This window comes from Streptomyces sp. NPDC006435, assembly GCF_040612315.1.
Lineage (GTDB): Bacteria > Actinomycetota > Actinomycetes > Streptomycetales > Streptomycetaceae > Streptomyces.
On sequence record NZ_JBEXPY010000014.1, the window covers coordinates 114,178 to 131,140 of the forward strand.

Consider the following 16,963-nt stretch of genomic DNA (forward strand, 5'->3'; position numbering starts at 1 on the left):
CGCACGGCACGGCACCGTCCCGGGCGCGTGCCGCCCAAAAACCAGGGGCCCCTGGCGCTCTCCCCGCGCCAGGGGCCCCGCCATGCCCCGCCCCCGGTACACGCCCGGCATAGGGACCTGATAGGGCCCCGCCCAACCATGGCCACAACCGATCACACGAAAGGTCACCGAACTGATGAGCGAACGAAACGAGCAGGGCGAGCAGACCCGGTACCGCGTCGTGCTCAACGACGAGGAGCAGTACTCGATCTGGTGGGCCGGCCGCGACCTGCCGGCCGGCTGGCACGCCGAGGGCACCGAGGGCACCCGCCAGGAATGCCTCGACCGCATCGGCGAGATCTGGACCGACCTGCGCCCGCTGAGCCTGCGCCGCCGCATGGACGCCACCGCCGCCTGACCGCCCCGGCCGCACTGGCCGCCGGATCCGAGGCCGGGCCCGTCCCCCACCGCGCCGCCCGATCCCGATGGAGGAGAGACTGTGAACGACCGCACGCTGTCGGGCCCGAACACCGGCGCCACCGCCGCCCGGCCCAGGACCGCCCCCCTGCTGCCCGCGCTGTTCGCCGCCCAGCGCGCCCGCACGCCCCACGCGCCCGCCGTGATCGGTGCCGACGCGAGCGTGACCACCTACGCCGAACTCGGCGCCCGCGCCGACCTGTTCGCCGCCCGGCTGCACGCCCTGGGCGTGCGCCCGGGCGACTTCGTCGGCGTGTGCCTGCACCGCACCCCCGACCTGGTCGCCGGGCTCCTGGGCGTCTGGCTGGCGGGCGCCGCCTACGTACCGCTGGACCCGAACCACCCCCGAAGCCGTATCGCCCTGGTCCTGGAGGACGCACGGGCCGGGGTGGTCCTGGCCCAGAAGTCCACCGCCGACAAGCTGCCCGCGGCCGCCCGGCTGCTGCTGGCCGAGAACGTCACCGGCACACAGCACAAGGAAGCCACCGGCGCACAGCCCGGGGACATCACCGGCGCACAGCCCGAGAACATCACCGGCGAACAGCCCAAGAACGCAACCGGTGAACAGCGCGCAGAGGCACCGCGGGCCGTCCCCGAACCGGGCCGGGCCGCCTACCTCCTGCACACCTCCGGCTCCACCGGCCGCCCCAAGGGCGTCGCCGTCCCGCACGCGGGCATCGCCAACCGGGTGCGCTGGCTGGCCCACCGCCACCGCCTGGGCCCGGCCGACCGGGTCCTGCTCAAGACGACCGTCGGCTTCGACGCCGCCGGACTGGAACTGTTCTCCCCGCTCATCAGCGGCGCCGCCCTCGTCCTCGCCCCCGAGGGCACCGAACACGACCCCGCGGCCCTGCTCGCCGCCGTCGCCGACCACGGCATCACCGTCCTGCAGGGCGTCCCCTCCGTCTACCGGCGCCTGGTCGAGGAACCCGGCTGGGAACGCGCCGGCGCCCTGCGCCTGGTCTTCAGCGCCGGCGAACCCCTCCACGCCGACCTGTGCCGCCGCATCCTCGAACGCGCCCCCGGCGTCCGCATCTGGAACACCTACGGCCCCACCGAGGCATCCGTCGACATCACCGAACACGAGTGGGACCCCGACCGGGACACCGCGGCCGTCCCCATCGGACGCCCCATCGGCAACATGCGCGTCCTGGTCCTGGACCCGGCGGGACGGCCCGTCCCCGTCGGCGTGCCCGGCGAACTCCACGCCGGCGGCATCGGACTCGCCCTGGGCTACCTCGGCCGCCCGGACCTGACCGCCGAACGCTTCGTACCCGACCCGCACAACGAGGGACAACGCCTCTACCGCACCGGCGACAAGGTCCGCTGGCGCGCCGACGGCGCCCTGGAATACCTCGGCCGCCTCGACCAGCAGACCAAGGTCAACGGCGTCCGCATCGAACCCGGCGAGGTCGAGGCCGCACTCACCGCCCACCCCTGGGTACGCGCCGCCGTCGCCGCCGCCGTGCCCGACCCCACCGCAGGCGGCAACCGCCTGGCCGCCTGGATCCAGCCGCGCGGCCAGGAACCCCGCCCCGACGAACTGCGCGCCTTCCTGCGCCGCACCCTGCCCGACGTCCTGGTGCCCGCCGTGTTCGTCACCGTCGACCAGTGGCCGCTGACCGCCAGCGGAAAGACCGACCGGGGCGCCCTGCCCGACCCCGCCGACGTCCGCACCACCACCGAACACGTCCCGGTGCGCACCACCACCGAACGGGCCGTCACCGAGATCTGGACACGGCTGACCGGCGTCCCCGCCGAACAGATCGGCGCCACCCACGACTTCTTCCAGCTCGGCGGCTCCTCACTGATGCTGACCCGGCTGGCCGAACTCCTGTCCGCCGCGGCCGGCACCCCCGTACCGCTGCGCGCCCTGTTCACCGCCACCACCGTCCAGGCCCAGGCCGCACTGATCACCCGCCCCGCCGCCCCGGCCGGCGACGACCACACCGCCGAAACGGTCCTTCCCGTACCCCGCAGGCCCGAGGGCCTGCCCCTCTCACCCGGCCAGCAGGGCATGTGGCTCCTGGACCGGCTGCGCCCCAACAGCAGCGAGTGGAACGCACCCGCCTTCCTCACCCTGCCCGCCCACTACAGCGACGCCACCGTCGCCGCCGCCCTGACCGCACTGGCCGACCGGCACGAGATCCTGCGCACCCGCTACGTCCTGCACGGCACCGAACCCGTCCAGATCGCCGACGCGCCCGGCACCCGCCCGCCCCTGCTGCGCACCGCGCACGCCGCGACCGCCGCCGAACTGAACGCCCTGGTGCAGGAGGAGTTCGCCCGGCCCTTCGACCTGGAGAACGGCCCCGTCTGGCGGGCCCTGACCGTACGCCGGGACACCGGACACCTGCACGTGATCCTCTGCCTGCACCACATCGCCTGCGACGGCTGGTCCTCCGTCGTCCTGGAACGCGACCTCAAGGCGCTCGCCGCCGCCGCCCACACCAACACCCGGGCCGACCTGCCCGAACTCCCCGTGCAGTACGCCGACCACGCCGCCCACCGCCGCGCCCGGCTCACCGACACGGTCCTCGCCCGCGAACTGGCCCACTGGAAGAAGACCCTGGACGGCATCGTCCCGCTCGACCTGCCCGCCGACCGGCCCCGCCCCCCGGTGCGCGACGCCCGCGGCGCCGTCCACCTCTTCACCGTCCCCGCCGCCCTCACCGAACGCGCCGCCGCCCTCGGCCGCAGCTGCGGGGCGACCCTCCAGCAGACCCTGCTCACCGCGTTCGCCACGCTCGTCGCCCGCCTCACCGGCCGCTGGGACGTCCCCGTCGGCATCCCCGTCGCCGGCCGCGAACGGCCCGAGACCGCCGACGTCGTCGGGTTCTTCCTCAACACCCTCGTCCTGCGCTGCGACGCAGCCGCCGACGACACCTTCCACGACGCCGTCGTACGGGTCCGCGACACCGCCCGCACCGCCTTCGCCCACCAGGAACTGCCGTTCGACCGGCTCGTCGCCGAACTCGACGAGAACCGCGACGCCGCCCGCACCCCGCTCTACCAGGTGATGTTCGACCTGCACGAGGAAGGCCGCACCGGCACCGCGACCTCCTGCGGCGACCTCGACGCCTTCCAGGGCGCCTGGCAGGCCGCCCGCACCGACCTCACCCTCGTCGTGCAGCGCCAGGACGACGGCTCCCTGCTCGGCATGGCCGAATACGCCACCGCCCTGTTCGACCCGGCCACCGTCGAACGGTTCACCGCCTGCTGGACCCGCCTGCTGGAGACGGTCACCGACGACCCGTGGACACCACTGGGCACCGCCGACATCCTGCCCGCCGCACTGCGCACCGAACTCCTCGCCCACGGACCCGGCCCCGCCGAGACGGACGGCACCGTCACCGAAACGACCGGCGGCGTCCACACCGCGATCGCACACACCGCCCAACACTCCCCGCACGACCCCGCCGTCGTCTGCGGCGACGAGACCTGGACCTACCAACGGCTCACCCGCCGCGCCGAATTCCTCGCCCACCGGCTGCGCGACCTCGGCGCCGGACCGGAGACCACCGTCGCCGTGCTGCTCGGCCGCACCCCCGACCTGCTCGCCACGATCCTCGGCAGCTGGCACGCGGGCGCCGCCCACGTCCCCCTCGACCCCGGCGCCCCCGACGACCGGATCGCCCACGTGCTCACCGACTCGCAAGCCCGCGTCCTGGTCACCGACACCGCCGGCGCCATACGCCTCGCCAGGATCCACCACGGCCCCGTCCTCACCCTGGACACGGAGACGGACACCGCACCACCGGCCGACGGCGCACCCCTGCCCGCCGCGGACCCCGCACGCCTCGCCTACCTGATGTACACCTCCGGCTCCACCGGCCGCCCCAAGGGCGTCGCCGTCGAACACCGCACCCTGCTGCCGACCCTGCGCGCCTTCCAGGCCCACCTGGACTTCGGCCAGGGCCCCGACGACGCCTACCTCGCCCTGGCCCAGCCCACCTTCGACATCTCCTGGACCGAACTGATCATGCCGCTCGTCGCGGGCGGCCGGGTCGTCCTGGCCCAGGACCACGAACTGCGCGACCACCGCGCCCAGCTGACACTGCTCGACCGGCACGGCGTCAGCCACCTCCAGGCCGCCCCCGCACACTGGCAGATGCTCATCGACGCCGGATTCGGCCGCCGCCCACTGGTCGGCAAGACCGGCGGCGAGGACTGCCCGCCCGCCCTGGCCCGCGACCTCTCGCGCAGACTGCGACGCTTCATCAACGAATACGGGCTCACCGAGACGACCATCGCCTCCACCCGGTGGGACGCACACGACACCGCACCCTCCACCCCCATCGGCCGCCCCTACCCGCACTGCACGGTCCGGGTCCTGGACGAACACCTCACCCCCGTCCCCTACGGAGTCACCGGCGAACTGTGCATCGGCGGGACCGCCCCGGCCCGCGGCTACACCGGCCGCCCCGACCTGACCGCCGCCGCGTTCGTGCCCGACCCGCACGGCGAACCCGGCGCCCGCCTCTACCGCAGCGGCGACATGGCCCGCATGCTGCCCGACGGCACCCTCGAATTCGCCGGACGCGCCGACGGCCAGGTCAAGATCCGCGGCCGCCGCGTGGAGACCGGCGAGGTCCAGGCCGTCCTGGCCGAACACCCCGCCGTCGCCCAGGCCGTCGTCACCGTCCACGACACCGGCCCCGACGCCGCACTCGTCGCCTACTGGACGGCCGCCGACAACACACCCGTACCCGGCGACAGCGAACTCCTGGACCACTGCGCCCGCAGCCTGCCCGACTACATGGTCCCCGCACTGCTCGTGCCGATCACCACCGTGCCGCTCACCCGGCACGGCAAGGTCGACACCACCGCCCTGCCCGTGCCCGACCTCGCCGCCGCACTCGCCGACGAGCCGTACACCGCCCCCGAGGGCCCCGTCGAGGAGATCATCGCCGGGATCTGGGCCGAGGTGCTGCTCGGCCCCGACACCGCCGCGGACCACCGCATCGGCTCCCGCCAGGGATTCTTCCGCAGCGGCGGGAACTCCGTGCGCGCCGCCCGGGTCATCGCCCGCATCCAGGAGGAGTTCGACGTCGAACTTCCCCTGCGCACCATCTTCGAACGCCCCACCGTCACCCGGCTCGCCGAAGCCGTGGAAGAGGCCGTGACGGCCGAGATCCAGACCCTCACCGAAGCCGAACTCGCCCTCGCCCACAGGGAGTACCAGCCGTGACCGCACCCACCGCGCCGACCCAGCCCACGCAGGAGGAGCTGCGCGCCGAGCTCCTGCGCCGCCGCCTGGCCGGACGCGCCGGGCGAGGCACCGCCACCCCCGCCCGCACCGCCGCGATACCACCCGCCGACCGCACCCGGCCCCTCGAACTGTCCTCCGGACAGCGCCAGCTGTGGTTCCTGCACCAGCTCGACCCCGACAGCCCCGAATACCTCCTGCCGATGGCCCACCGGCTGCGCGGCCCCCTGCAGACACACACCCTCCAGCAGGCCTTCGACTCCCTCGCCGCCCGCCACGAGATCCTGCGCACCCGCTACGTCCTGGACCCCGACGGCCCCCACCAGGTCATCGACCCGCCCGGCCCCGTCGACCTCGCCCTCACCGACCGGCCCAGCCTGGACACCACCGCCCGCGACGAGGCCGCCGTCGCCTTCACCCAAGCCCACGCCGCCCAGACCTTCGACCTGGCCACCGACCACCCCCTGCGAGTACGGCTGCTGCGCCTGGCCCCCGACGACCACGTCCTGCTCGTCGTCATGCACCACATCGCCTGCGACGCACTGACCCGCCCCCTGCTCCTGGACGACCTCGCCGCCCTCCACCGCGGCGAACAACTGCCCGAACTGCCCGTCCAGTACGCCGACTACGCCGCCTGGACCGCCCGCCGGCAAAACGGCCCCGACGCCGACCGCGGCCTGGACCACTGGCGCAGGCAACTCGCCGGCGTCGAACCGCTCGCCCTGCCCACCGACCGGCCCCGCCCCGCCGTACGCACCTGGGACGGCGCCACGCACGGCTTCGACATCCCCGCCACCACCACCGAAAAGCTGCGCACCGTCGCCCGCGACAACGACGCCACCCTCTTCATGGTCCTGCTCACCGCCTACCAGACCCTCCTCGGCCGCTACACCGGCAAACGGGACATCGCGGTCGGCACCGCCGTCTCCGCACGCACCCGCCCCGAACTGCGCCGCATGGCCGGATACGCGTACAACACCCTGGTCCTGCGGGCCCGCTGGGGCACCGACCCCACCTTCCGCGACGTCCTGGCCGCCAACCGCACCACCGTCCTGGACGCCTTCGACCACCAGGACACCCCCTTCGACCGCATCGCCGACGAACTGGAACCCGAACGCGACCTGTCCACCACACCGCTCTTCCAGGTCATGTTCGACCTCGCCACCGGCGAGGGAACCGACGCCCCCGACCTGCCCGGCATCACCGCCGAACCCGTCCCCGCCACAAGCTCCATCGCCCGCTTCGACCTCACCCTGCACCTGGCCGAACGCGCCGACGGCACCCTGCACGGCAGCCTCGAATACGCCACCGCCCTCTTCGACCCCGCCACCGCCGCCCGCATCGCCGACCACTACACCCGCCTCCTCACCCAGATCGCCACCGCCCCCGACACCCCCCTGCACACCCTCGACCCCATCGGCCCCCAAGAACGCGCCCTGCTCCTGGACGGACCGGCCACCCCCGTCGGCACCGACCACCCCCTCGACCCCACCGCCCTGCGCCCCGTCCTGCACACCATCCTCGAACAGGCCGCCGCCACCCCCGACGCCACCGCCCTGCGCCACGACGGCACCCCATACACCTACCGCCGCCTCGCCGAGGAATCCGAACAGCACGCCCGCCGCCTCGCCGGCCTCGGCATCGGCCCCGAGGACACCGTCGCCGTCCTCCTGGACCGCTCACCGCAACTGATCGCCGCCCTGCTCGGCATCTGGCGCGCCGGCGCCGCCTACGTACCCGTCGACCCCGGCCACCCCGACGAGCGCATCGGCCACATGCTCACCACCACCCACACCCGCACCGTCCTCACCCAGACCCGCCACGCCCACCGCTTCGCCGCCCACACCGCCCCGGACGGCGGCGAGGACGGCCTCACCGTCCTGGTCACCGACGACCCGGCCGAACAGACCGCCCGCACCACCGCCACCGCCGCCCTGCCCACCACCCACGACCTCGACACCCTCGCCTACGTCATCCACACCTCCGGCTCCACCGGCACCCCCAAGGGCGTCCTGGTCACCCACCGCGGCCTGGCCAACTACCTCGGCTGGACCGCCCACGCCTACGCGCACGCCGGCCCCGGCGGCGCCCCGCTGTTCTCCTCGATCGCCTTCGACCTCGGCGTACCCGACCTCTACGCACCCCTGATGACCGGCCGCGACGTCCACCTGCTCCCGCAGGACCTCGACACCGCCGACCTCGGCACCCTGCTCGCCCGGGGCGCCCCGTACGCCTTCATCAAACTCACCCCCGGCCACCTCGACCTGCTCCAGCAGCAACTGACCGACGACCAGATCAAGAACCTGGCCGGCCTCGTCATCGCCGCGGGCGACTCCTTCACCGCCCGCCTCGCCGAACGCTGGACCACCTCGGCGGGCCCCGACGGCACCCGCCTGGCCGCCGAGTACGGCCCCACCGAGATCACCGTCGGCAACTCCGCCTACTTCCTCGACACCCCCCTCACCACCGAACTCGTCCCCATCGGCCGCGCCATCCCCAACACCACCATGTACGTCCTGGACGAACACCTGCGGCCGCTGCCCGTCGGCGTGCCCGGCGAGGTATGGATCGGCGGCACCGGCGTCGCCCGCGGCTACGCCGGCCGCCCCGACCTGACCGCCGAACGCTTCGTCCCCGACCCCTACGGCCCGGCGGGCACCCGCCTCTACCGCACCGGCGACATCGCCCGCGTACTGCCCGACGGCAACCTCGACTTCGTCGCCCGCGCCGACCACCAGGTCAAACTCCGCGGCTACCGCATCGAACCCGGCGAGATCGAAACCGCCCTCACCGCCCACCCGGCCGTCGCCGAAGCCGTCGCCCTGGTCCGCGAGGACACCCCCGGCGCCAGGGAACTGGTCGCCTACCTCGTCCCCGCCCAGGACGCCGAACCCGACGACCTCACCCCGGCCGCGCTGCGCGCCCGCCTCGTCGAAACCCTCCCGCCCTACATGGTGCCCGCCGCCTACCTCACCCTCGACGCCCTGCCCCTGACCGCCAACGGCAAACTCGACCGCCGCGCCCTGCCCGCCCCGGGCCGCGCCGCCACCGCCGTCAACAGCACGTACGTCGAGGCCCGCGACACCACCGAGGGCGCCATCGCCGGGATCTGGGCCACCGTCCTGGGCCGCGACACCGTCGGCGTCCACGACAACTTCTTCGAACTGGGCGGCGACTCCATCCGCGCCGTCACCCTCGTCGGCGCACTGCGCGAGGCCGGCTGGGAGACCAGCGTCCGCGACATCTTCGCCCACCGCACCGTGGCCCGGCTCCGCGCCGCCCTCGGCGACACGCACACCACCGCACCGGACACCGCCGCACCGGACGGCACCGTCGCCCGGTTCGCCCTCATCGGCGAAAAGGACCAAGCCGCCCTGCCCGCCGACGTCACCGACGCCTACCCCGTCTCCCTCACCCAGGCCGGGATGCTCGTCGAGATGTACGGCCGCAGCACCGAGAACCGCTACCACAACATCACCTCCTTCCGGATCCGCGACGACCTCCCCTTCGACCCCGACGCCTTCCAGCGGGCCGCCGACCTGATCGTCGAACGCCACGAGGTCATGCGGACCTCCTTCGCCCTGGACGGCTACTCCCGCCCCCTCCAGCTCGTCCACGCCGCCGGACGGATGCCCTGCCTCTTCGACGACCTGCGCCACCTGCCCGCCGAACAACGCGAGCAGGCCCTGTGGGAGTTCGCCGACCGCGACCGCGAAGAACTCTTCGACCTCACCCGCGCACCGCTCATGCGCATGGCCGTCCACCTCCTGGACGACGAGAGCTGGTGGCTGTCCATCACCGAATGCCACCCCGTCATCGAGGGCTGGAGCTACCACTCCCAGCTGATGGAGATGCTCCGCGCCTACCACGCACTGCGCTCCGGCACCGAGCCCCAGCCCGCCCCGCCCCTGCCCGCCGTCCGCTACGCCGACTTCGTCGCGGGCGAACTGCGCTCCCTGGACGACCCGGCCGACCGCGACCACTGGCGCCACATCGTCGACACCCACGAACGGTTCAGCGTCCCGGCCGGCTGGCAGGGCGACGACGAGACCGACGAGCGCTACCGCATCGACATCCCGCTCACCGGCATCGAACCGGGCCTGCGCGCCCTGGCCACCGCCGCCGAAGTCCCCTACAAGAGCGTCCTGCACGCCGCACACAGCAAGGTCCTGTCCCTGCTCACCCGCGCCGAACGCTTCCGCGGCGGCATGGTCGCCGACGCCCGCCCCGAACAGGCCGGAGCCGAACGCGTCTCCGGCATGTACCTCAACTCGGTGCCCTTCCCCTACGAACGCACCGCCACGACCTGGGGCGAACTCGCCCGGCAGGTCTTCGCCCGCGAGGTCGAGCTGTGGCCGCACCGCCGCTACCCCATGCCCGCCATGCGCACCCCCGGCGGCGAGTCCCACCTCATCGACGTCCTCTTCCACTACCTCGACTTCCACCAGGTCGACACCGAACTCATCGACATCATGGCCAGCCGCGACGACAGCCCCAACGAGTTCCGGCTCGTCGTCGGCACCCCCGTCCGCGGCCACCTGTCCATCGCCTCCCGCACCCGCACCCTCTCCCGCGGCCGCGCCAGACGCCTCGCCGCGCTCTACACCGCCGTCCTCACCGACATGGCCCGCACCGGCGCCGACGGCGACGCCCGCGGCGCCTACCCCGACAGGCACGAGCGCGCCGCCCTGGCCGCCCCCGCCCTGCCGCACTCCGACACCCCCGCCGACGTCCTCACCGCGTTCGAGGCCCAGGCCGCCCGCACCCCGACCGCCCCCGCCCTCTCCCACGGAACGGCCACCCTCTCCTACGCCGCGCTCGACACCCGCGCCGAAGCCGTCGCCCACCACCTGCGCACCCTGGGCGCCGGCCCCGAGACCCGCGTCGCCGTCCTCCTGGACCGCGGCTTCGACCTGGTCGCCGCACTCCTGGGCATCTGGAAGGCGGGCGCCGCCCAGGTACCCCTGGACCCCTGCACCCCCGATGCCCGCATCACCGCCACCGGCTTCTCGCTCGCGGTCACCGAACGCCGCCACGCCACCCGCCTGGGCGACGTCCCGCTCCTGATCACACAGGACATCGAGGACACCCCCGCACCCGCCCGGAAAACCGCCGCCCACGACCCGGACCGGCTCGCCTACGTCCTGCACACCTCCGGCTCCACCGGCACCCCCAAGGGCGTCGAGATCAGCCACCGCTCGCTCTCCCACTACCTGCACTGGGCAATCGAGCAGTACGCCGCGGCGGGCACCGGCGGCGCACCGTGGTTCACCTCCGTCGGCTTCGACCTCGGCATCCCCGCCCTGTACGCACCCCTGATGACCGGCCAGACCGTACGGCTGCTCCCGCAGACCCACCGGCCGCAGGAGTTCGGCGCCGAACTCCTCAAGGGCGCCCCCTACTCCTTCGTCGGACTCACCCCCGGCCACCTGGCCCTGCTGGAAGCCCAGCTGACCGACGCCGAACTCGGCTCCCTGGCCGCGCTCGCCGTCTGCGCGGGCGACGCCTACCCGGCCGCCCAGGCCGACCGCGTCGCCGCCCGCATCCCGGCGGGCGGCATGACCCTGGCCGCCGAATACGGCCCCACCGAGACCACCGTCGCCGCCACCGCCCTGCGCGTCCTGCCCCGCCACCGCGACCGGCACCCGGGCCCGCCCCGCCCCGCCGCACCCGCATCCGGCGTACGGGCCGGACTCCAGCACGCCGACACCCTGCACGCCCCCGAACGGCCCCGAAACCCGCACACCCTGGTGGCCCTCGGCTCCCCGATCCCCGGCACCACCCTGCGCCTCCTGGACGACGCACTGCGACCCGTCCCCGACGGCACCGCCGGCGAGGTGTACCTCGGCGGCGACGGACTCGCCCGCGGCTACGCCGACCGCCCCGACCTGACCGCCGCCGCATTCCTGCCCGACCCCTACGGCCTGCCGGGCGCCCGCCTCTACCGCACCGGGGACCTGGCCCGCCGCCTGCCCGGCGGCGCCCTGGAATTCCTCGGCCGCACCGACGACCAGGTCAAGATCCGCGGACACCGCGTCGAACCCGGCGAGGCCGAGGCCGCACTCGCCGCCGACCCCTCGGTACGCGAAGCCCTCGTCGCCGCCGTCGACGCCGCCGACGGCAAAAAACGCCTGGCCGCCTGGGTCGTGCCCGCCCAGGGACACACCGTCCTGGTACCCGCACTGCGCGACCGCCTGCGCACGGTACTGCCCGCCGCCGCCATCCCGGCCACCGTCACCGCCCTGCCCGCCCTCCCGCTCGGCGACAACGGCAAACGCGACAGAGCCGCCCTCGTGGCCCGCGCCGCCACCGCCACGGACACCCCCCACCAGGAACCGCGCACCGACACCGAACGCCGCCTCGCCGCCGTCTGGGCCCAGGTCCTGGGCCTCGAACAGGTCGGCGTGCACGACGACTTCAGGGACCTGGGCGGCGACTCCCTGCTCGTACCGCCCCTGCTGCTCGCCGCCCGCAGAGCCGGCCTCCCGCTCGACCTCGCGACGGCACTGCGCCACCACACCGTGGAACACCTGGCCGCCGCACTCGACGTCCGCACGGCCCACGACCCGGCCCAGGAAGGCTGAACCATGCGCCATCTGATCTCCATCGACGACCTCACCGACGCCGAACTGCGACGGATCGTGCACCGCGGCGCCGAGTTCTCCGCCGGCTCCGCCCGGCGCCCCGCACCACTGGACGGCCAGGTGGTCGGCGTCTACTTCGCCAAGACCTCCACCCGCACCCGCACCGCCTTCTCCTCCGGAGCACTGCGCCTGGGCGGCTCCCTCATCGCCTACGGACCCGGCGACCTCCAGCTCAACACCGGCGAGACCACCGAGGACACCGGCCGGGTACTGTCCGGGATGCTCGACGTCCTGGTCGCCCGGACCGCCGGACCGGAAGCCGAACTGCGCGGCTGGGCACAGCAGAACACCATGTCCGTGGTCAACGCCATGACCGCCGGGGAACACCCCACCCAGGCCCTCACCGACCTCACCACACTGCTGCGCCACTTCGGCCGCATCGAGGGCCTGCGCATCCTGTACGCGGGCGAGGGCAACAACACGGCCGCGGCCCTCGCACTCGCCCTGACCCGCTTCCCCGGCGTCCACCTGGAGATCCGCACCCCGCCCGGCTACGGACTCGCAGGGACGGTCGCGCACCGGGCCCGCGCCCGGGCCGCCCGCACCGGCGCCACCCTGGTGGAACGGCACGACATGGACGAACTGCCCGGCGGCTACGACGTGATCTACACGACCCGCTGGCAGACCACCGGCACCAGCAAGCCCGATCCCGGCTGGCGCGACACGTTCGCCCCCTTCCAGGTCACCCCCGCCCTGTGGGCCACCAGCCCCGGCGCCGTGTTCATGCACGACCTGCCCGCCCACCGGGGCGAGGAGGTGGCGGCCGAGGTGCTGGACGGACCGCACAGCATCGCCTTCGCCCAGGCCACCAACAAGATGCACAGCGCGATGGCGGTACTGGAGTTCGTCCGCACCCCCGCGAAGGCCGAAGAGCCCGCGGCGGCCCCGGACCGCACCCTGGTGGCCGCACGATGAAACCCGCGACCGAGCCCGCGACCGACCCGGCAGTGCTGCCATGGCTCCCGGCAGCACCACACAACAACACCGAAACCGAAACCGACACCGAAACCGAAACCGACACCGGCACCGGCACCGGCACCGGCACCGGCACGGACGCCGGTGCCGTACCGGGGGAGGACCACCGCCCGGCCGAACAGCTGCGGCCCGCCCCGGACGGGAACCGGAACCGGAACGGGAACGGGAAGGGGAGCGGGGGAGGGGAGGAGGGCGGGGGGACCGCGCCGCCCCCGCCCGTACCGCTGCGCCGCAACCGCGACTACCGCCTGCTGTGGGGCGGCGCCGGCCTCTCGCTGCTCGCCGGACGCGCCACCGCCGTCGCCTACCCGCTCGCCGTCCTGTGGGCGACCGCCTCGCCCGCCGACGCCGGACTGGTCGGCACCGCGCTGCTGCTCCCGCAACTGGTGGTGCAACTGCCCGCGGGCGCACTCGTCGACCGCTGGGACCGGCGGCGCATCCTGCTGGCGGCCGGACTGGGACAGGCGGTGGTGACCGCCGCGGTCGCGGCGCTCCTGCTGAGCGGGCACATCTGGCTGTGGGCGCTGCTGGCCGCCGCGTTCGCCGAGGGCACCCTGGGCGTGCTGTTCCAGCTGGCCGAACGGGCCGCCGTGCCCGCCGTGGTGCCGCCCGAGCAGATCGGCGCCGCCATGACCGGCAACGAGGCCCGCACCCGGGCGGCCGCCATCACGGGCCAGCCACTGGGCAGCGCACTGGTCACCCTCGGCACGGCACTGCCGTTCGCAGCCGCGGCCCTGGGCCAACTCGCCTCCACCGCCTGCCTGTTCAAGGTACGCGGGAAACTCCAGCAAGAACGCCAAGACACCCGGGAGACCGCCCTGGCCGCCGAGGTCCGCGCCGGCCTGGCCTGGATGTGGCGCCAGCACTTCCTGCGGGCCGTGATGGCCGCCATAGCCGTCTCCAACCTCCTCTTCCAGGGCCTCAACCTGGCCGTGATGTCCGGCATCCAGTCGGCGGGCGGCACCGAGTTCCAGGCAGGCGTCGTGCTCTCGCTCAGCGGAGCCGGCGGCCTGGCCGGAGCCCTGAGCGGCGGCAGATGGACCGAACGCCTGTCGATGCGCGCCCTGGTCATCGCCGGACTGACGGTCTGGGCCCTGCTGATGGTGCCCGTCGCCGTGCTCCGCGACCCCTACGCCCTGGGCACGATCTTCGCCCTGAGCGGCTACGTGGGCGGAGTGTTCAACGTGGCCGGCGGGGTCTACCTCGTACGGATCGCCCCGGACAACATGCGGGGCCGGGCCAACTCCCTGGCCATGCTGGTCGGCGGCGGCGCCATGGCCGCCGGCCCCGTCGCGGCCGGCTTCGCCCTGGAGGGCATGGGCCCCACCCGCACGATCCTGGCACTCAGCCTCGCGATGGCCGCGACCGCCCTGGCCGCCCTGATCTCCCCGGCCCTGCGCCGGGGCCCCTTCGCGACAACCCGCTGAACAACCCCCCGGGCGGGCCCCGGGAACACCGCACCCCGCACAGGTGCCCGCGGGGGACCGCCGCAACCGCGACGGCCCCCCGCGGGCACCCTTGCGGGAACATCACCTCCCGGGCGAGGCCCGCCCCGCACGGCACGCCGCCGCGACGAGCACCGCGACCACCGCCGCCACGACCGCACCGGCCAGCCAGGCACCGGCCATGAGCGTGGCACGGTCGGGCTCGAACAGCGCCTGGCCCCGCCGCGCCTGCCACAGCAGCAGAGCGGTCACCGCGGCATGGCCCGCACCGCAGACCACGACCAGGGCCGTGCGCGTGCCCTCGCCCCGCAGCAACGGCACCCGCACCGCGAGCATCCCCAGCCCCACGGCCACCAGAGGCAGCAGCTGCAGCGCGTGCAGACCCACGAAGTGCGCCACCCGCAGATCCCCGCCGCCCGTCGCCCAGCCGGTCAGCGGCAGCCCCGGACACCCGTCCGCCACCCCGACACCGTGCGCACCCAGAACGGGCGGATCCTGCCCGGCGTCCAGGGCCCGCTGCTGCGCGGCCGTGGGAGTGGTCATCAGATACCCGACCGACATCCCCGCCAGGGACACGAACAGCCCCAGCGGAAGGGCCCACGCCATCGGCCGGTCCACCCTGCGCTGCCACAGCAGCAGGACCCCCAGCAGCAGCGTCATGGCCCAGCCGGCGTACGCCGCCCCGCCCATCGCCTTGACCAGCACGTCGTCGAGCGTGGACGACACATTGAAATGACTGCGCTCGCCCCGCACGGCCTGGAACGTGATGACCGACATCTCCGGGACGATGAACAGCACCACCAGAAGCGTGCCGACCCGCCGCAGGGCACGCCGCCGGCGCTCCATCAGACCGATCATCCACGCCAGAGTGATCGCGTACAGGCCGAAGGACACCGCGAACTTCAGGGGTTTGAGCCACACCCCCTCACCCAGCACGGTGCGTTCGTCGAGGAACAGACCGCCCGCGGCGACGGCCGCGAGCAGGGCCATGGCCGCCGCGCACCGGGCGAGGGGGCCGTGTAATCGGGGCGGATTCCCCTCGCCACCGGTGTCCCTGAGCCGGACCCGGGCGTTGGTGAGCGTGACCACAGTGTCTCCTTCACTGGTGGGGGCAGTGACCGGCTGCCGGCCCGCACACGGGGCCGGAGAACGGCTCGGCGCTGCGCACGGCCGTTTTCCGGAAGAACGTAATCCGTTGCCCTATCGTCCCGGCATCACAACGGCTTCCACCCCCGCCCGCACCCCACATGACCAGCCAATACACCCTGCCGGGACGGTTATAGGACGCACATAGCGCACCCCGCGAGCATCAGTGCAACACCGCACATCAGCACACCGACACACCGCACACCGACACACCGCACATCGACGCACCGCCCACCGACGAAGGAGACCCACCGATGCCGCACAACACCATGGACCGCCGGGGCGTCCTCAGGGCCGCCGCCGGCATCGCCGGGGCGGCGGCCGCGGTGACGGTGGCCGGCACCCTGCCGGCCGCCGCACACGGCCGGCCCCACCGGTTCCCCGAGGTCCCGGGCATGGTCGGCGACCGCCGCGCCAACGAGTTCTGGTACGAGTACGACGAGCGGTTCTACTACAACCCGACCCCCGAACTCTCCGAGGCCGTCGACGTCATCTGCAAGCCCTTCGGCGACTTCACCAAGATCGACTCGGGCTGGGCCGCCACCCGCACCGGCGGCCGCTACCCGCGCAGCTACCTGGAGCTCATCCGCCCCAACCGCGACGCCTTCCAGCTCCTGTCCGACGCCCAGCGCGAGGTCTACCGCGAGTTCTACCGCCACGACCCGCAAGGACTGGTCCACGCCTTCCAGCTCTTCGGCCAGGGCGTCCTGTTCGACCCGCGCCGCCCGGCCGGCAACAAGGTCCACATGATGAACTTCACCCCGCCGGACTTCACCCACGCCTACCACCGCTGGCACCCCTTCCTGGCCGGCTTCCGGCTGCTGGACATCGACGCGCAGTGGTGGACGCACATCAACCGCCTCGCGGGCACCGCCTGGGAACTGCAGTCCCTGGGCCGGCCGGTCACCGACGCCAACGACAACAAGCCCCTGCCCCGGCGCACCGTGCACGGCATCACCCGCAAGTGGATGCACCGCAGCCCCCGCCAGCTCGACCGGGCCTTCGACACCTACCCCTACCCGGCCGACCTGGGCACGTTCTAGCCCCCGGGGCCACGGCCCCACCCCCGTACGACTCAGGAGGCACAG

The 16,963-nt window shown here is 73.8% G+C and carries 7 protein-coding genes; 6 read left to right on the top strand and 1 reads right to left on the bottom strand.

What is annotated here, in order from left to right:
- The first annotated feature begins 175 nt into the window (after window positions 1-175).
- From ABZZ04_RS16715 to ABZZ04_RS16735, 5 genes are all read left to right on the top strand, one after another.
- Window positions 176-397: an MbtH family NRPS accessory protein gene (locus tag ABZZ04_RS16715; protein ID WP_356932938.1), complete on the top strand. Its 222-nt coding sequence runs from the start codon at window positions 176-178 to the stop codon at window positions 395-397.
- 81 nt (window positions 398-478) lie between these two features.
- Window positions 479-5,647, top strand: a complete 5,169-nt coding sequence (locus ABZZ04_RS16720; protein WP_356932939.1) for an amino acid adenylation domain-containing protein — start codon at window positions 479-481, stop codon at window positions 5,645-5,647.
- A complete protein-coding gene (locus ABZZ04_RS16725; RefSeq protein WP_356932940.1) occupies window positions 5,644-12,249 on the top strand; it encodes an amino acid adenylation domain-containing protein in 6,606 nt (2,201 codons plus the stop codon). Before ABZZ04_RS16720 ends, ABZZ04_RS16725 begins: the two co-directional genes overlap by 4 nt.
- A gap of 3 nt (window positions 12,250-12,252) precedes the next feature.
- On the top strand, window positions 12,253-13,224 hold the full coding sequence (locus tag ABZZ04_RS16730) for an ornithine carbamoyltransferase (RefSeq protein WP_356932941.1): 972 nt from the start codon (window positions 12,253-12,255) through the stop codon (window positions 13,222-13,224).
- Window positions 13,221-14,711 carry an MFS transporter gene (locus tag ABZZ04_RS16735; RefSeq protein WP_356932942.1) on the top strand — a complete coding sequence of 497 codons (1,491 nt, stop codon included), beginning with the start codon at window positions 13,221-13,223 and terminating at the stop codon, window positions 14,709-14,711. The genes ABZZ04_RS16730 and ABZZ04_RS16735 overlap by 4 nt, the downstream gene beginning before the upstream one ends.
- Before the next feature lie 102 nt (window positions 14,712-14,813).
- On the opposite strand, the gene ABZZ04_RS16740 is transcribed toward ABZZ04_RS16735, so the two are convergent.
- Window positions 14,814-15,719, bottom strand: coding sequence for a hypothetical protein (locus ABZZ04_RS16740; protein ID WP_356932943.1), 906 nt, complete (start codon window positions 15,717-15,719; stop codon window positions 14,814-14,816).
- 410 nt (window positions 15,720-16,129) lie between these two features.
- Between ABZZ04_RS16740 and ABZZ04_RS16745 the strand changes: the two genes are divergently transcribed.
- Complete coding sequence (locus tag ABZZ04_RS16745) at window positions 16,130-16,918, top strand: Tat pathway signal sequence domain protein (protein ID WP_356932944.1); 789 nt, start codon at window positions 16,130-16,132, stop codon at window positions 16,916-16,918.
- The last annotated feature ends 45 nt before the right edge of the window (window positions 16,919-16,963 follow it).